Source organism: Caballeronia sp. SL1002 (assembly GCF_057814995.1).
Genome location: NZ_JBYMUW010000005.1, coordinates 411,297 through 427,580, shown reverse-complemented (window position 1 = coordinate 427,580; position 16,284 = coordinate 411,297). Strand labels below are relative to the sequence as shown.

The window sequence follows — 16,284 nt, the reverse complement described above, 5'->3', positions numbered from 1 at the left end:
AACTAGCCCTTGACTGCACCCGATGCAATGCCGCGCACGAACCAGCGGCCCGAGATGAAATAGATCGCGAGCGGCACCATCGAAGTGAGGATGGTGGCCGCCATGTTGACGTTGTAAAGGCGCTCGCCCGTCGTCGTGTTGATGATGTTGTTCAACTGAACGGTCATCGGCAGATTCTTCGTGCCCGCGAATACCAGGCCGAGCACGAAGTCGTTCCAGATGCCCGTCACCTGCATGATGACGGCGACGACGATGATCGGCGTGGACATCGGCAGCATGAGTTGCAGGAAGATGCGCCAGAATCCACCGCCGTCGATCCGCGCCGCCTTGAACAACTCGAGCGGAATCGCGGCGTAGTAATTGCGGAACAGGAGCGTCATCACCGGCATGCCGAAGATCGTATGAATGAGCACGATACCGGGCAGCGAGCTGAAAAGCTTCACGCTCGCGAGCACGCGCACGAGCGGATACACCATCACCTGCACGGGGATGAACGCGCCCATCAGCAGGATCGCGAACAGCAGGCCCGCGCCGCGCGGACGCCAGAACGACAGCGCATAACCGTTCACCGCGCCGATGAAGATGGAGAGGATCGTACTCGGCACGACGATGCGCACGGAGTTCCAGAAGCCGACCTGAATGCCGTTGCAATCGAGTCCCGTACACGCCGATTGCCACGCCGTCTTCCACGGTTCGAACGTGACGTGCAGCGGTAGCGCGAGCAGATTGCCCAAGCGAATCTCGCTCATCGGCTTGACCGAGGTGACGAGCATCACGTAGAGCGGCAGCATGAAAAAGAGCGCAGCCGTGATGAGAAACGCGTAGACGCCGAAGCGTGCCGGCGTGAAGCTCGATCGGCGTTTGCGTGAATGTGCGGCGTTCATGCTGTCCTCCGGCTACGCGCATAAACGAACGGCGCGAGTATCGCGAGTACGGTCGTCAGCAACACGATGGACGCCGCCGATGCCAGCCCGATATTCGCGCGGCCGAACAGATAATCCATGATGAATTTCGCCGGCACTTCGCTCGCCGTTCCGGGACCGCCTTGCGTCATCGCGACTACGGCGTCATAGAGTTTCACCACCATAACGAAAAGCAGCACGAACGCAGTGGAGATCGACGGCCCGAGCATCGGCACGACAATGCTCGCGTACACGCGCCAGCGTGGAATGCCGTCGATACGCGCGGCCTTCCAGATTTCCTCGTCTATGCCGCGCAATCCTGCAAGCAGCAACGCCATCACGAGACCCGAGGCTTGCCACACGGTCGCGATCACGATCGTGTAGATCACCTTGTCCTGATCGACGATCCAGTCGAAGCGCGCATGCGTAAAACCCATGCGGTGCAGCAACGCCTGCACGCCGAGTTCGGGATTGAGAATCCACTGCCAGACGAGGCCCGTCGCGACGAACGACATCGCGTACGGATAGAGGAACATCGTGCGGAGCACGCCTTCGGCCGCGACTTTCTGATCGATGAAAATCGCGAGCAACAGACCGATCACAAGACACGCCGCGATGAACAAAACGCCCACCAGCACGATGTTCTGGAGCGACAGCAGCCAGCGGTCGTTATCGAAGAGACGCGCGTATTGCGTCAGGCCCGCGAAGTCGTTCGAGGGGAACGTCCGCGAGTTGCTGACGGACACGCGCGCGGTCCAGAGCATCGTGCCGAGATAGGCGAAGACCACGGTCAGCGCCATCGGCACGAGCGCCACGTAAGCGGCAAACGGGTAGCGTTTCCTGAGCGGCCGCGCGCGCATCGATCAGCCTTTCAGCGCGCTGGCGAACGCCTTTTGCGCGTCCTCGACCGACTGGTTCTTGTTCCAGAAATTCGTCACGACGTCCTGCAGCGCGCCGTTCACATCGGGCGGCGTGAGCATTTCCGGATTCGGCAACTGACGCGACTTATCCTTCATGATCGCGATGCCTTCCTTCGCGCAGATATCGAGGCTCGATGCATCGACGTCGTCGCGAATCGGGATCGATCCCTTGCGCTCGCTGAACGCGACCTGCGCCGCCGGCGACGTCATCACGGTTGCAAGCAGCTTCTGCGCCTTGACCGCCTCGGCGTTGTCCGTCTTCGGAAACACGAACACGTCGCCTGCCACCTGATACGGCGAATGCGCGCCAAAGCCCGGAATGCAGCCGAAGTCCTTGCCCGCAGTCTGTTTCGCCGCGGAGAACTCGCCCTTCGCCCAGTCGCCCATGATCTGCACGCCCGCCTTGCCCGAGATGACGAGCGCGGTCGCATCGTTCCAGTTGCGTCCGGGCGACCCCGGATCGACATAGCCTTTGAGACGCTTGAACGCTGTCAGCACCTTCTTGAACGCGTCGGATTTCACTGCGTTCTGATCGCGATCGCGATACACCTTGAGGAAAAGATCCGGCCCGCCGACATTCGAGAATATTGCGTCGAACGTGATCTTTTCCTGCCACGCCTGACCGCCGAGCGCGAGCGGAATCACGCCGGCCGCCTTCAGCTTGTCGAGATCGGCGATGAACTCATCGAAGGTCTTCGGCTCGCTCGTAATGCCCGCTTTCTGAAACGCGGGCTTCGAATAGAAGAACCACGCGGGCATGTGAATGTCCACCGGCGCCGCGTAAAAATGGCCCTTCACCTTGATGCTGTCGAGAATGGACTGGGGCATGATCTTGTCCCAGTTTTCCTTCGCGGCCACGTCGTCGACGTTGTTCAGAAGACCCTGGTCGATCACGTCATGAAACTGCTTCGACGTATTGAACTGCGCAGCGGTGGGCGGATCGCCGCCGACGATGCGGTTGATCGCGGTCGATCGCGCCTGATCCGCGCCCGCGACCGCGTTGTCCACCCACAGGCCGCCTGCCTTGTTATAGGCATCGGCGAACTGCTTGATTGCCGCCGACTCGCCGCCCGAGGTCCACCAGTGAATCACGTTCGCCTTGAGCGGATCGGCATGCGCCGCGCCGCTCGCGGCGAACGCGAACACGCAACCGGCCACCGCGCGGCTCATCGCTTTTTTCGTGCTGATCATCTGCGTCTCCGTCGTGTTATCGCGCGCGTGTGTTAGCGCGCTTTACGTTCTTTCTGGAATGCTGCGATCAATTCGGCGCTGCGCTTCGGCGTGCGCTTTTGCGTTTCGTAATTCACGTGCACGACGCCGAAGCGCCGCTCGTAGCCGAACGCCCACTCGAAGTTATCCATCAGCGACCACACGAAATAGCCGCGAATATCGACACCCGCGCTCATCGCGCTGTTCACCGCTTCGAAGTGACGACGCAGGAACGAGATGCGCTGCGGATCGTCCACGCGACCGTCGATCACTTGGTCGTCGGACGCCATGCCGTTCTCGGTGATATAGATCGGCGGCAGCGACGGGTACGTCTTGTGAAAGCCGATCAGCAAATCGCGCAAGCCGTCGGGATACACTTCCCATCCCATCTGCGTGCGCTCGACGCCTTCCAGCGGCACTTCCGTGAAGCCATGCGCGCCGTCGCTCTTTACGTTCGTGCGGAAGTAGTAGTTGATGCCCAGAAAATCGATCGGCGCGGCGATGGTCTGCAGATCGCCTTCGAGCGCGAGCGGCTCGGCACCCGGCCACAATTCCCACAGATCGTTGGGATAGGACCCCTTCAGCAGCGGATCGAGCACCCACGCGTTGTGCTGCGTCTCGAACAACTGCGCCGCGCGACGATCCGCTTCGCTATCGGTCGCGGCCGAACTCTTGCCCACGTTCGCGACGATGCCCTTGCCCGAGGCCGGGTCGTTGGCGCGCAGCACGGGAATGGCGTTGCCGTGCGCGAGCAGGAGATGGTGCATCGCCTGCGTTGCGTAGCGCAGATTCGACAAGCCGGGCGCGTGATGACCGTTGCCATAGCCGAGAAACGCGGAACACCACGGTTCGTTTAGCGTCGCCCAAGCATCGACGCTGCCCGCGAGTTCGCGGCTCATCAAGTCGGCGTAATCGGCGAAACGGTAGGCGGTATCGCGATTGAGCCAGCCGCCGCGATCTTCCAGATGTTGCGGCAGGTCCCAGTGATACAGCGTGACGAAGGTCTGAAGTCCGCGCTCTTTCAGCGCGCCGATCAACCGCTTGTAGAAGTCGATGCCCTTCTGGTTCGGCCGCCCCGCTTCGTCCATCACGCGCGGCCATGCGATCGAAAGCCGGTACGCATCCACGTTGAGCGCCGTCAGCAGATCGAGATCCTGCTCCCAGCGGTGATAGTGGTCGCAGGCGACCGCGCCCGTATCGCCCGCGAGCACCTTGCCCGGCTTCGCTGAAAATGTGTCCCAAATGGAGGGAAGCCGGCCGTCTTCGTCGATCGCGCCTTCGATCTGATACGACGCGGTCGCCGCGCCCAACAGGAATTCGCGGCGCCAGAGCGCGGAATCGGCAGGCGGAGAAAGCGTCTCGCCAACACTGGAAATTGCATCGTTCGCCACGGAAACTCCTTTCGCTCACAGAGAAGTGGAAGCGCTTCCACAGGACCTGCGAACGATAGCAGCGGCGAATTTGGCGTCACAATCAGTGTTTATATGGATAGGGTCGGCGCGTGCCGTTGAAGCGGCGGCACGCGCGTTGCTGCATCGTCTGTCACCCTTTTCGCGAGGAGTCCGCGATGAACCATGCACATAACCTTCAGCGCTTTATCGACGCGCAGCACGATGCTTTCGATCACGCGCGCGAAGAACTTGCGGCAGGCCGAAAGCGCACGCATTGGATGTGGTTTGTGTTTCCGCAGATTGCCGGACTCGGGCACAGCGAGATGGCGCAGCGCTACGCAATCGCATCGCGCGAGGAGGCCGAGGCCTATCTTGCGCATCCGGTGCTCGGCGCGCGCTTGCGCGAACTGACCCAGATCGTGAATGGACTCACCGCGAAAAATGTCGGCGAAATATTCGGCTATCCCGACGACCTGAAATTCCATTCGTCGATGACCCTCTTCGACGCGTGCGCCACGAACGAAACCGTCTTTCGCGAGGCGCTGCAACGCTATTTCGGTAGCCAGCACGACCCGGCCACACTCGCGCGGCTGCGCTAACTTTTTATTTGCCTGATCTTTGCACGAGACCCGCCATGACCACCCATTTCAAACCGCACGATCATGTAAGCTGGAACACGCCGCAAGGCGAGACAAGCGGACACGTAGTGCGCGTGATCGCGACGCATACGAACGTGAACGGCCATACGGTCGCCGCTTCCGCCGACGAACCGCAATACGAGGTGGAAAGCGAAAAGAGCGGCAAGCGCGCGGTGCATCGTGGCAGCGCGCTTACGCGAGTGAAGGGTTAGGCTTAAGTAAGTAGCCCGTCGCAACTCGCGTCGTAACGGGCTATCCGCAATCAAGCAATCTTGTTCTTGTTATAGACGTCGATAAACACCGCGGCCAAGAGCACAAGTCCCTTGATGACCTGCTGATAATCGACGCCGATACCCATGATCGACATGCCGTTGTTCATGACGCCCATGATGAACGCACCGATCACCGCGCCCATGACCTTGCCTACACCGCCGGATGCCGACGCGCCGCCAATGAAGCACGCAGCAATGACGTCGAGCTCGAATCCCGTCCCTGCCTTAGGCGTCGCGCTGTTCAGACGCGCGGCGAAAATAAGGCCGGCAAGCGCTGCGAGCACACCCATGTTGACGAACGCATAGAACGAAATCCGCTCCGTGTTGACGCCGGATAGCTTGGCGGCTTTGACGTTGCCACCCACCGCATAGATCCGGCGTCCGATGGTCGTCCGGTTCATGACGAACGTGTAGGCCGCGATCAGCACACCCATGATGATGAGAACCATCGGCATGCCACGGTACGACGCGAGCAAATAGCAGAAGTAGACGATAAGAGCGGTCAGGATGACATTCTTGACCACGAACATGCCGAACGAGCCTTTATCGACGCCATGCTTTGCCGCCTTGCTACGCTGGCGAAACTCGATATAGAAAAACGAGAGTCCGACCAGCAGCCCGAGCAGCAGCGACGTGATGCGAAGATTTTCGCCATGGAAGAAATCGGGGATGAAACCCGAGCTGACGATGGCGAAGGCGTCCGGAAAAGGCCCGATCGACTGGCCTTGCAGCAGTGTGATGGTGAGTCCCCGGAACACCAGCATGCCGGCGAGCGTCACGATAAACGACGGCATCTTCCAGAACGCGACGAAGTAGCCTTGCGCCGCGCCGATGATGCCGCCCGCCACCACACATGCAATCGTGCCGATCACCGGATTCACGTTCCACTGCACCATTAGCAGCGCCGCGAGCGCGCCGATGAAACCGGAACTCGAGCCGACGGACAAGTCGATATGTCCCGCCACGATAACCATCAGCATGCCGAGCGCCATGATGACGATGTAGCTGTTCTGCAGGATCAGGTTCGTCAAGTTTAGCGGCTGCATCAGCGTGCCGTTCGTCGACACCTGAAAGAAGCCCATGATGATGACGAGCGACACCAGCAGGCCATATTCGCGCAGACCGCGTTTAAACGATTTCGAGTATTCCGAGTTCTCGCCTTGAACCTCTGGGGTTCCCGGCGTCGATAGAGTCTTGCGCATTTCAGTTGCCTCCGTTTCTCATGATGGCACGCATGATTTTTTCTTGACTAGCTTCTTCGCCGAGCAGTTCGCCAACGATTCGTCCTTCGTTCATGACATAGATCCGGTCGCACATGCCGAGCAGTTCCGCCATCTCGGACGAAATCATCACGACGCATTTGCCATCGCTTGCCGCTTGATTGATGATGCTGTAAATCTCGTATTTCGCGCCTACGTCGATGCCGCGAGTCGGTTCGTCGAGAATGAGCACTTCCGGCGCCGAATAGAGCCATTTGCTCAAAACCACTTTTTGCTGGTTGCCGCCGGACAGGTTCGCGACCTTCTGATTGATGTCGGGACAGCGGATGCGCAGCTTCTGCTTGAAATCCGACGCGACCGCGCTTTCCTTATGTTCGTCGACCACCGTATAGCGCGAGATCGACTTCAGGTTCGCCAGCGAGATGTTCTTCTTGATGTCGTCTTCAAGCAGCAGTCCCGCCCCTTTGCGGTCCTCCGTCACGTAGGCGAGACCGTGGTTGATCGCTTTCTCGACGGTCGAGACATCGACCTTCTTGCCGTCCATCTTGACGGTGCCGGAAATGTTCTTGCCGTATGACTTGCCGAACACGCTCATCGCCAGTTCCGTCCGTCCGGAGCCCATCAATCCCGCGATGCCCAGCACCTCGCCGCGCTTGGCGTGAATACTGACGCCCTTGATAACGAGGCGGTCGGTCTGGCTCGGATGGTGGACTTTCCAGTCTTCCACCTCGAACATCGTTTCACCGATATTCGGCGTTCTCGGCGGATAACGGTCGTCCATATCGCGGCCGACCATCGCCTTGATGATGCGGTCTTCGCTGATCGTCTCAGCATTGCAGTCAAGCTCGTCGACAGTCGAGCCATCGCGAATGACCGTAATGGAATCGGCCACGCGGGAGATTTCGTTAAGCTTGTGAGAAATGATGATCGCCGTCACGCCGCGCTCGCGCAGCTCGACAAGCAACCTTAGCAGCGTGTCGCTATCCTTCTCGTTAAGACTAGCAGTCGGCTCGTCCAGAATCAGCAGCTTGACTTCCTTAGAGAGCGCCTTGGCAATCTCGACCAATTGCTGCTTGCCGATACCGAGCGTGACAACCGGCGAATCGGGCGCGTCGCTTAGGCCCACTTTCGCCAGCAACTGCTTGGTCTTGGAATACGAGAGATCCCAATCGATCACGCCGCTTCTGGACTGCTCGTTGCCGAGAAAAATGTTCTCCGTAATGGAGAGCATCGGCACCAAAGCCAGTTCCTGATGAATGATGATGATGCCGGCCGCCTCGCTGTCCTGGATGCCGGAAAATTTGCGCTCCTCGCCGCGATAAACCACGTCGCCGACATACGTACCATGCGGATAGACGCCGCTCAGGATCTTCATCAGTGTCGACTTGCCTGCGCCGTTTTCTCCGCAAATAGCGTGAATCTCGCCTTCCCGAACCGACAAATTCACGTTATTCAGCGCCTTGATCCCGCCAAAGCTTTTCTGAATGCCGCGCATTTCCAGAATCGTGTCCATGAACTTGTTACCTGTAGCATCGGATGAAATCGTCGAAAGCCGACGTCGCGGAGACTCGCTAAAATCCCCGCGACGAACCGCTGCTTACTTCAACTGCGCTTCCTTGTAGTAGCCGCTGCTCGTAACGAGCACGTTCTGCCAGTTGCCGCTATCGACCAGAACCGGCTTGAGCAGGTAAGTCGGCACGACCTTCACGCCGTTGTTGTACGTCTTGGTGTCGTTGACGGGCACCGGCTTCTTGCTAAGCACGGCATCGGCCATGTCGGCGGTCGCCTTGGCCAGTTCGCGCGTGTCCTTGAACACGGTGGAGCGCTGGTCGCCGCGAATGATTGCCTTGACGCTCGGGATTTCCGCATCCTGACCGGTGATGACCGGCATCGGCTGCTGCGCCGTGCCGTAACCCACGCCCTTGAGCGAAGAAATAATGCCGATACTGATGCCGTCATACGGCGACAGCACGGCATCGACATGCGAGTTGCCGTAGTAGGCGCTAAGCAAATTATCCATGCGCGCCTGCGCCGTCGCGCCGTCCCAGCGGAACGTCGCGACCTTGTCGAAGGCAAGCTGCTTGCTGCGGACCACCACCTTGCCGCTATCGATAAACGGCTTCATCACGGACAGCATGCCGTCGTAGACGACGTGCGCGTTGTTGTCGTCGGCGGACCCCGCGAAAATCTCGACGTTCGCGGGCGTCTTGCGGTTAGCGAGATCGAGCGACTTGACGACGGACTGCGCCATCATTGCACCGACGCCGAAGTTGTCGAAGGTCGCGTAGTAATCGACGTCTTTCGTGTTGCGAATCAGGCGGTCGTAAGCGATGACCTTGATCCCGCGGCTCTCGGCCTTGCTCAGCGAATTCGACAGCGTCGTGCCGTCGACGGGCGCGACGACCAGGATTTTCACGCCTTTAGTAATGAGGTTTTCGATCTGCGCGATCTGGTTCGGAACTTCGTCTTCGGCATACTGCAGGTCGGCGTCGTAGCCCTTCGCCTTGAAGGCGGCCACCATGCTCTGACCATCGGAAATCCAGCGCGACGACGATTTGTTCGGCATCGAGATGCCGACCGTTCCCTTATCCTGCGCGCTCGCGAGCGGCGCGGCGACAGTCACGGACACAGCCAGCGCGGCGGTAACGAGTTTTAGTGTTTTCATCTCTTGTCTCCTGGTACATCACGTTGTAAATGGATCTGACACTCGTCGGCCTGCCGCGAAGCGGGCCCATCCGGTGCAGTGGGTTGCTACAGACTGGGCAGCGTGACCACGCTGACAGCTTTCTTCGAAGACGCGTACAGCGCCTCAATCAACAGATTCACCTTGTAGCGTTGCTCGGCCGAAATCACCGATGCTGTCCCTTTGCGGAAAGTATCCGCGAACGCCACTCTTTATATCGACCAGCACCGCGTGGACGTCCGGTTTTCCCAATATGTCTGCTTTCGTCAGCGCCTCGATTCCCATTGCCTGGACGAACGGCTGGCGCAGCGGGCTATCGTCCGCTGCGCCGAGGACCACCGTGTTTTCTATGCGTTGCATCGCCCGGACGCGGCCCGACGCGTGCGGATGCGTGATGCCGAGACATGCCACACCGAACTTTTCGCCCCATTCTAATTTGTCAGCCATACTGTCCTGCCGGCGAGTTCGTTGAAATACGGGTTTCTAGTTAGACGGCGACTGCCTGACCGGTTGTAGCGGACGTTAGCGCACATTCCGCGAGACGTAACGCCTTCAATCCGTCCCGGACGGTCGTCGGCATCGGGGTTTTCGTACGCAGGGCTTCGATAAACAAGCCGAGTTCGATTTTGTAAGCTTCCTCGTAACGTTCGAGGAAAAAGTTCAGCAACGGCTCGCGCGCGTCGGTCATGTCGCTCGTCCAGCGGCGGATCGTGGTTGGCCGAAGGTTGTCCTGAAGCAGCATGCCCTTCGACCCGAAAATCTCGAAGCGCTGGTCGTATCCGTACACGGCTTCGCGGCAGCAGTTGATATGGCACTGCTTGCCCGACGCGGTGCGCATCTGCACCATGATCGTGTCGAAGTCGGGTACGTCGTCGAGTTTACTGTCCACCAGGCGGCTCGCCATCGCCATGACTTCAACCGGCTCTTCGCCGAGCAGCCAGCGGCCCATGTCGAAATCGTGAATTGCCATGTCGCGGAAAATGCCGCCCGAATGGCGGAGATATTCGCGCGGCGGAAGGCCCGGATCGCGGCTCGTGATCATCACCTGACGGACATCGCCGATCTCACCGGCATCGATCGACCGGCGCAGTTGCTGCGCGGTGGGATCGTAGCGGCGATTGAAGGCCAGCATCACGCGCCCTTCCTTGCGCTCGACTTCTTCGACGGCCGCCCGCGTCTTGTCGAAGTCGAGGTCGATCGGCTTTTCGCACAGCACAGCCTTGCCTTGTTTGACGGCGCGCAGCATCAGGTTGATGTGGGTATCGGTCGGCGTACCGATCACGATTGCGTCGACATCGTCCCGATCGATCGCCGCTTCGCAATCCGTCATCGCCTCGCAGCCCCAAAGCGCTGCTAACGAGTGGGACGCGTCCGCATAGGGATCGGCGACGGCGACGAGTTGCACGTCACGGCGCGCTGCCACATTCGCTGCGTGAATCTTGCCGATACGACCGGCGCCCAGCACGGCAATCTTAAGCATGTCATCTCCTTTGTGTGGGCCGTCGTGCGGCCGTCGGTACGGCGTGAATGATGCGGGCGTGTGGTGGTTTTTTTCGCGGCATCGCTTCCGGTGATGGATGGTGTCTTCGCAGCGCGGGCCGTTCAGCGCCTTGTTAGCCTCGGCGAGTTCGATCGACTTGACGACCGGTCTGGATATTTTCGAGCGTGCGCGATTCCGATGCAGTCCCGTCAAGACGAATCGGTACAGCGAACCTTAGACGCTCAGTTTTTCACTGGCGCCAGTTTCGCGAAGTCGGAGACTTCATACAAGTAGGGGGAATACGGCGATATTACAGCTGCGGCCGAGGGATCGAGACTTTCGCTATCGGCGGGAAGACGTCACCTGATTTCTCTTGCACCGCGCAGTGGTGTTCGATTTGTCTAGCTCACGACGCGCCGGCTGTTGTTGACCGGGCCGGGCTTGTGTTTCATCGCGGGTGCAAGTCGGCGATGGCGGATAGGTGGGAGGCCGACGAAGGAGACGGAGGCCATCGCTAAGCAGACCGGCCCGGTATCGCCGCGCTCGCGTTGCAATCGCACGCGTATGGTCAGCCATCGCGCGCATGTTCATGGACGCTTTGCTGGAGGAGCGCCCCTGGACGACATAGCGCCCGCAAGGTCATTCGAGCGCGACGTTCGCCCAACGGCCTGTTGCCGCGCTCTCGACCGCTGCTGCGACGAATGCGAGGCCTTTCACGCCATCCATGACGCCTGGATACAGCGGTGGCTTGCTGGCCACGTCGCGACTCGCCAGCCTGTCAGCCACGCGGTTCGCGAACTCGGTATAAAGATTCGCGAACGCCTCGAAGTAACCTTCGGGGTGGCCGATTGCGATACGGGTCGATTGCTGCGCGCCCGGACTCGTTGCCGGGCCGAGCCGGCGCGTGATGGTTTGATCGAAGTCGCCAGCCCGCCGATGCGTCAGTTTGTTGGGTTCTTCCTGATACCACTCAAGGCCGCCCTTGTCGCCGTGGATGCGAAAGCTCAGACCATGTTCCGCACCCGCCGCCGCGTTGGTCACATAGAGCGAGCCGCGCGCGCCGTTTCCGTAATGCGTGAGCGCGCCGACGTAATCGTCCACTTTGCGGCCGGGAATCGCCGAGCCGAGGTCCGCGCAAACCTGCGTGACGTCGAGGCCGGTGACAAAGCCGCCGAGATGAAATGCGTGCGTGCCGATATCCATCAGGACCAGCGAATCGCCGCTCCGATTGCCTTCTGTGCGCCATCCGGGCGGCAACGCGTGATCCGCGAGATAGCCCTGAATGTACTGGACATGAACCTGCCGGATCTCGCCCAATTCACCGGCCGCGATCATGTCGCGCGCCTGCCTGACCATCGGGTATCCGGTATAGCAGTAGGTCACGCAAAACTCGGACTGCACGCGCCCGACCTTTGCGGCGATTTCGCGCGCGGCCGCGAGACTGTGCGCGAGCGGCTTGTCGCAGATGACGTGAAAACCGCCGTCCAGCGCCTCCATGCAAATATCGAAGTGAGAGTCGTTGGGCGTCATGATCGCGACCACATCGACCCGGTCGTCGCGCGCGGATTCGCGCTCCAACATCTCTTGCCACGAACCATAAGCACGTTCAGCGGCGATACCCAGCTCGATGCCCGCCTCTCGCGAACGCGCCGGGTCCGAAGCGAGCGCCGAAGCGACGATATCGTAATGGCCGTCGAGCCGGGCCGCGATCCTGTGCGTCTCGCCGATAATCGAGCCCGGGCCGCCTCCGATGAGCCCAAGGCGAATGCGTCGTCCGATTGTTTTGATCGTCATGTCTCAGGTTTCGCTTGGGTGAATGGATCGGGCGACGCGCCGGGGCGCATCGCTAAGGCGACTAGCTTAGCCCGGCCATGGCGCGCTGCGTCCCTGGCGAAACATCAAAAACACATCAAATCGGCGCGCGCGTAAACCATGAGTCTTAGCCACGTGATTTCGCGGACGACGTATCGGTGCGTCCTTATCTTGAGATGAAGATGTACTGCACGCCGTCGTCATTCAGGTCGAAGGTCACGTATGCACCGAAACGACGGAACGCTTGTGTCTCGCCGAACCCAACCTGACTTGCAGACCTGGAATGTAATGCGTTGCTCGTTTGACAATCGTGCATAACTAACCCCGTTTTATATTTTGATCGAAGGTGAATGGTACTGAATTCTCAGCTCGTTCCCGACAGCGTAGAGCGACAGTTATTTTGCTAAGCGAAACATATTGCGCGACTCAGGCGAACTCGCGTCATGGGCCGTCGCTCGACACGCGGCGCTTCGTCAAGCACCGCACTGGTGCAACCTTGCCGTCACTGCACGCATCGCGGCTTACCGGCACAATGCAACGGCGCTGCATACGCGCCCCGCACTCCGGGATGTCCAACTTTTTGAGGAACGCAAACATGAAATCGAAATTCGCCGCCTTGCTGATCGCATCTTCGACGTTCGCCCTTCTCGCGCCGGCTGCGCACGCTCAAGTCGCGGGCACGCAGCCGCTCGGCATCACCGTGCAGGAATCCACGGCTATTCTCGCCGGCTGGAGCGTCAAAAAGTCGATCCTCAACAAGCCTGTCTACAACGAAAATAACGAACGTGTCGGCGTGATTCACGACATTATCGTCGCGCCGGATCGCTCGGTTTCGTTCGCGATCGTCGCGGCGAACCAGTTCCTCGGCGTGTCCCACCATGATGTGGCGATCCCGGTCGAGCAGCTCGATTTCGTCGGCGGCAAGCTCGTGCTCGCGGGCGCGACGAAAGCGGCAATCAAGGCGCTGCCGGAGTTTCAGTACACGAAGGTGAAAGCCACGCCGGTCGCGCGCGCCGAGTTCGATCACCACTGAGCGCTGTTGTCCTGAACCAAAAAAAAGCGATGGCTTTTAAAGCCATCGCTTTTTTTATCCGGCGAAACGGCGAAACGGCGAAACGGCGAAACGGCGAAACGGCGAAACGGCGAAACGGCGAAACGGCGAAACGGCGAAACGGCGAAACGGCAAAGCGGCAAAGCGGCAAAGCGGCAAAGCGGCAAAGCGGCAAAGCGGCAAAGCGGCAAAGCGGCAAAACGGCAAAACGGCAAAACTCAAGCTTCGACGCCCTGACTTTGCCGCAGCAATTCGCTGCATTGCTCGGCATCGAGCGGTCTTGAGAAGAGGTAACCCTGGCCGCGCTCGCACGACCAGCTGCGCAGGAGCGCCGCCTGCTCTTCGGTCTCGATGCCTTCGGCCGTGACCGCGAGCCCAAGCGATTTACCCATCGAAATAATGGCTTGCACGATGGCGTTGTCCTCGGCGTTCGCGCCGATACCCTGAACGAACGTCCGGTCGATCTTCAGCACGTCGAGCGGCAGCCGCTTCAGATAACTCAGCGACGAATAGCCCGTGCCGAAGTCGTCGATGGCGATGCGGATGCCCAGACTCTTCAAATGCCGCAGCGTGAGAATGCTCGCGTCGGTGTCGCGCATGATGACGCCTTCGGTCACTTCGAGCTTGAGGCTCGTCGCGGCGAGTCCGCTGAGTTTTAGCGCGCGTTCGACATCGGCGACAAGTCCTGTGTGCTCGAACTGGCGCGGCGAAAGATTCACGCTCACCTGAAGCGGCGGCTCGAAACCGAACTCGCGCTGCCAGGACGCGCCTGCGCGGCATGCGGCCTCCAGCACCCATTGCCCCAACTGAATGATGAGTCCGCTTTCCTCGGCGATCGGGATGAATTCGGCGGGCGAGATCAGCCCGCGCGTCGGATGCTGCCAGCGCACGAGCGCTTCGATTTCGGTGAGCGCGCCGCCGTGCAGTTGCACGATCGGCTGAAAATGCACGCGCATTTCGTGGCGCGCGAGCGCATGACGTAACGCCGTTTCGAGTTCGAGGCGGCCAAGCGCATTCGCGTGCATGCTCGCTTCGAACACCACGCAACGGCCGCGGCCGCTACTTTTCGCGCGGTACATCGCGACATCGGCGTCGCGCAGCAGCACGTCCGCATCGATCGCGGCGTCGCTCGCTGCGAACGAAATCCCGATGCTCGCCGACACCACGCATTCGTTGCCGCCCACTTCGAACGGATGCTGGAAGTGATCGAGAATGCGTTGCGACACGAGCATCGCCTCGGCCACGCCGTCGTCGCCCAGCTGGTCGAGGAGCACGACGAACTCGTCGCCGCCGAGCCTCGCGACCGTGTCGGTGGCGCGCACGCACGCGCTCAGCCGATGCGCCGCCGCGATCAGCAGCGTGTCGCCCGCGCGATGCCCGAGGCTGTCGTTCACGCGCTTGAAGTTATCGAGATCGACGAACATCAGGCCGATCGATCCCCCACGCCGTGCGGCGCGCGCAAAAGCCTGCGCGATCCGGTCGCGCAGCAGCGCCCGGTTCGGCAAGCCCGTCAGCGGATCGCAGAACGCCTGTTCGGTAAGTTGCTGTTCGAACGCCTTGCGTTCGGTGATATCGCGCGCGGTCGCGATCACGCCTTCCACGCCGGGTTCTTCGAGATGATTGGTCATCACGAATTCGCTGTGCCGCCACTCTTCCTCGCCGATCCGGCAGCGCAATTCGGCTGTGCGCGTAATGCCGGGCACGTCCACGAGCCGCGTCCACAATTCGATGAGCGCCGGACGGTCGGCGGGATGGATCAGCGTGCCGAGCCCTTGGCCGCAGAGTGAATCGGCCGCTGGATTCCAGCCGTTCTTGGCGGTAGGCGCCTGATAGCGCACCACGCCCGCGCCGTCGCAAATAAGGATGAGGTCGGACGCATTGCGCAAGAGCGATCGCGTTTTCTGTTCGTTGCGGCGGTTCGCCTCGGCGGTCGCGTTGGCGGATTGACGGCGATAGCGTCGCAAAACGCCCGCGAAAAACGCCGCCATCGCAAGACCCGCGCCGATCACGACAGGTGTCGCGTACCAGACCAGTTCCTGCGCGAGCGCGAGCCGGTGAAGCTGGCGAAGCGACTCTTCGCGATGCGCGTCGGCGGCATTCGCGACATCCAGCACGATACTTTCGAACGCGGGATCGGCTTGCGACGTGTCGATCGCGTAGGCGAGCGAGGCGTCGCGCGCATCGACGGCAAAGAACATGCGGTCGATCGCCCGCAGATACGCGGCGTGCTTGTTGACGAGCGCGTCGATGCGCAATGCGCCGGTGTGCGTTTCGAGATCGCGCGCCACGTGCAGCCAGCGGATCAGCGATTGCGCCGCGCGTGCGTGGCTCGCGCGCACTTCCAGCGCGGGTTCGAGCCGGTACTTGCGTTCGAGCGCCAGTTCGGTCGCGACGCTGTAGCGCGCCTGCTCGTAGGCGTCGCTGATCGAATTGGCCCGCTGCGCCGCGATTCCCGCGTCATAGTTCTTGTGCGCGCCCCAGAACGCGAACGCCGGAATCGCGATCATCACTCCCGCGAGTCCCACGGTGGCGAGAATCGGCGATTCTCCAAATCGGATCGATGCGGCCCTTATCCGCGCTCTCAATGCCATCGCCAGCGGATTTCCGCAGAGCACCGTGCGAATGGTTTTTCTTTTTTTCATGCCCGCCCTGTCAATCAGGTTGAATCCGCCGCGCCCGCGTATTTTGAACAAGGCGGGCTGCGGG

14 protein-coding genes are annotated in these 16,284 nt (G+C 60.6%); 3 read left to right on the top strand and 11 right to left on the bottom strand.

The features are described from left to right. Positions 1-2: 2 nt before the first annotated feature. Genes AC3D25_RS26420 through AC3D25_RS26405 form a run of 4 tightly spaced genes read right to left on the bottom strand, consistent with a single transcriptional unit; the run spans position 3 to position 4,422 of the window. Complete coding sequence (locus AC3D25_RS26420; RefSeq protein WP_488891440.1) at positions 3-884, bottom strand: carbohydrate ABC transporter permease; 882 nt, start codon at positions 882-884, stop codon at positions 3-5. Further along, positions 881-1,762 carry a carbohydrate ABC transporter permease gene (locus AC3D25_RS26415; protein WP_488891439.1) on the bottom strand — a complete coding sequence of 294 codons (882 nt, stop codon included), beginning with the start codon at positions 1,760-1,762 and terminating at the stop codon, positions 881-883. Before AC3D25_RS26415 ends, AC3D25_RS26420 begins: the two co-directional genes overlap by 4 nt. Before the next feature lie 3 nt (positions 1,763-1,765). Further along, positions 1,766-2,992, bottom strand: coding sequence for an ABC transporter substrate-binding protein (locus AC3D25_RS26410; protein WP_488892159.1), 1,227 nt, complete (start codon positions 2,990-2,992; stop codon positions 1,766-1,768). A 53-nt stretch (positions 2,993-3,045) separates the two neighbouring features. Continuing rightward, positions 3,046-4,422 carry a GH1 family beta-glucosidase gene (locus tag AC3D25_RS26405; RefSeq protein ID WP_488891438.1) on the bottom strand — a complete coding sequence of 459 codons (1,377 nt, stop codon included), beginning with the start codon at positions 4,420-4,422 and terminating at the stop codon, positions 3,046-3,048. A 176-nt stretch (positions 4,423-4,598) separates the two neighbouring features. On the opposite strand from AC3D25_RS26405, the gene AC3D25_RS26400 reads away from it, so the two are divergent. Together AC3D25_RS26400 and AC3D25_RS26395 are read left to right on the top strand one after the other, a co-directional pair. Next, positions 4,599-5,021 (top strand): DUF1810 domain-containing protein, encoded by a 423-nt coding sequence (locus AC3D25_RS26400; RefSeq protein WP_488891437.1) that lies wholly within the window; start codon positions 4,599-4,601, stop codon positions 5,019-5,021. A 35-nt stretch (positions 5,022-5,056) separates the two neighbouring features. Continuing rightward, on the top strand, positions 5,057-5,272 hold the full coding sequence (locus AC3D25_RS26395) for a hypervirulence associated TUDOR domain-containing protein (RefSeq protein ID WP_488891436.1): 216 nt from the start codon (positions 5,057-5,059) through the stop codon (positions 5,270-5,272). Positions 5,273-5,322: 50 nt separating this feature from the next. Here the strand turns inward: AC3D25_RS26395 and mmsB are convergent, their stop codons facing one another. The 6 genes from mmsB to AC3D25_RS26365 all read right to left on the bottom strand — a co-directional run bounded on the left by mmsB (position 5,323) and on the right by AC3D25_RS26365 (position 12,509). Further along, positions 5,323-6,534 carry a multiple monosaccharide ABC transporter permease gene (gene mmsB, locus AC3D25_RS26390; protein WP_488891435.1) on the bottom strand — a complete coding sequence of 404 codons (1,212 nt, stop codon included), beginning with the start codon at positions 6,532-6,534 and terminating at the stop codon, positions 5,323-5,325. Position 6,535: 1 nt separating this feature from the next. Next, entirely contained in the window at positions 6,536-8,065 is a 1,530-nt protein-coding gene (gene mmsA, locus AC3D25_RS26385; RefSeq protein ID WP_488891434.1) for a multiple monosaccharide ABC transporter ATP-binding protein, read from the bottom strand. 84 nt (positions 8,066-8,149) lie between these two features. Beyond that, positions 8,150-9,217, bottom strand: coding sequence for a multiple monosaccharide ABC transporter substrate-binding protein (gene chvE / locus AC3D25_RS26380; RefSeq protein WP_488891433.1), 1,068 nt, complete (start codon positions 9,215-9,217; stop codon positions 8,150-8,152). A gap of 144 nt (positions 9,218-9,361) precedes the next feature. Then, on the bottom strand, positions 9,362-9,682 hold the full coding sequence (locus AC3D25_RS26375) for a hypothetical protein (RefSeq protein WP_488891432.1): 321 nt from the start codon (positions 9,680-9,682) through the stop codon (positions 9,362-9,364). 40 nt (positions 9,683-9,722) lie between these two features. Next, positions 9,723-10,715 carry an inositol 2-dehydrogenase gene (iolG, locus tag AC3D25_RS26370; protein ID WP_488891431.1) on the bottom strand — a complete coding sequence of 331 codons (993 nt, stop codon included), beginning with the start codon at positions 10,713-10,715 and terminating at the stop codon, positions 9,723-9,725. A 639-nt stretch (positions 10,716-11,354) separates the two neighbouring features. Continuing rightward, positions 11,355-12,509: a Gfo/Idh/MocA family protein gene (locus AC3D25_RS26365; RefSeq protein ID WP_488891430.1), complete on the bottom strand. Its 1,155-nt coding sequence runs from the start codon at positions 12,507-12,509 to the stop codon at positions 11,355-11,357. Positions 12,510-13,122: 613 nt separating this feature from the next. Between AC3D25_RS26365 and AC3D25_RS26360 the strand changes: the two genes are divergently transcribed. Further along, the gene (locus tag AC3D25_RS26360) at positions 13,123-13,560 is read left to right on the top strand and encodes a PRC-barrel domain-containing protein (RefSeq protein ID WP_488891429.1); all 438 of its coding nucleotides are present in this window, start codon (positions 13,123-13,125) and stop codon (positions 13,558-13,560) included. Between the two features lie 236 nt (positions 13,561-13,796). Here the strand turns inward: AC3D25_RS26360 and AC3D25_RS26355 are convergent, their stop codons facing one another. Then, positions 13,797-16,220 (bottom strand): putative bifunctional diguanylate cyclase/phosphodiesterase, encoded by a 2,424-nt coding sequence (locus AC3D25_RS26355; RefSeq protein WP_488891428.1) that lies wholly within the window; start codon positions 16,218-16,220, stop codon positions 13,797-13,799. Positions 16,221-16,284 lie beyond the last annotated feature (64 nt).

What these genes read in the sequence shown, in the direction of transcription:
- mmsA (WP_488891434.1), bottom strand. Translation starts at nt 8,065, where the DNA reads ATGGACACGATTCTGGAAATGCGCGGCATTCAGAAAAGCTTTGGCGGG.
- AC3D25_RS26420 (WP_488891440.1), bottom strand. Translation starts at nt 884, where the DNA reads ATGAACGCCGCACATTCACGCAAACGCCGATCGAGCTTCACGCCGGCA.
- mmsB (WP_488891435.1), bottom strand. Translation starts at nt 6,534, where the DNA reads ATGCGCAAGACTCTATCGACGCCGGGAACCCCAGAGGTTCAAGGCGAG.
- iolG (WP_488891431.1), bottom strand. Translation starts at nt 10,715, where the DNA reads ATGCTTAAGATTGCCGTGCTGGGCGCCGGTCGTATCGGCAAGATTCAC.
- AC3D25_RS26360 (WP_488891429.1), top strand. Translation starts at nt 13,123, where the DNA reads ATGAAATCGAAATTCGCCGCCTTGCTGATCGCATCTTCGACGTTCGCC.
- AC3D25_RS26400 (WP_488891437.1), top strand. Translation starts at nt 4,599, where the DNA reads ATGAACCATGCACATAACCTTCAGCGCTTTATCGACGCGCAGCACGAT.
- AC3D25_RS26355 (WP_488891428.1), bottom strand. Translation starts at nt 16,220, where the DNA reads ATGAAAAAAAGAAAAACCATTCGCACGGTGCTCTGCGGAAATCCGCTG.
- AC3D25_RS26365 (WP_488891430.1), bottom strand. Translation starts at nt 12,509, where the DNA reads ATGACGATCAAAACAATCGGACGACGCATTCGCCTTGGGCTCATCGGA.
- AC3D25_RS26410 (WP_488892159.1), bottom strand. Translation starts at nt 2,992, where the DNA reads ATGAGCCGCGCGGTGGCCGGTTGCGTGTTCGCGTTCGCCGCGAGCGGC.
- chvE (WP_488891433.1), bottom strand. Translation starts at nt 9,217, where the DNA reads ATGAAAACACTAAAACTCGTTACCGCCGCGCTGGCTGTGTCCGTGACT.
- AC3D25_RS26395 (WP_488891436.1), top strand. Translation starts at nt 5,057, where the DNA reads ATGACCACCCATTTCAAACCGCACGATCATGTAAGCTGGAACACGCCG.
- AC3D25_RS26375 (WP_488891432.1), bottom strand. Translation starts at nt 9,682, where the DNA reads ATGGCTGACAAATTAGAATGGGGCGAAAAGTTCGGTGTGGCATGTCTC.
- AC3D25_RS26415 (WP_488891439.1), bottom strand. Translation starts at nt 1,762, where the DNA reads ATGCGCGCGCGGCCGCTCAGGAAACGCTACCCGTTTGCCGCTTACGTG.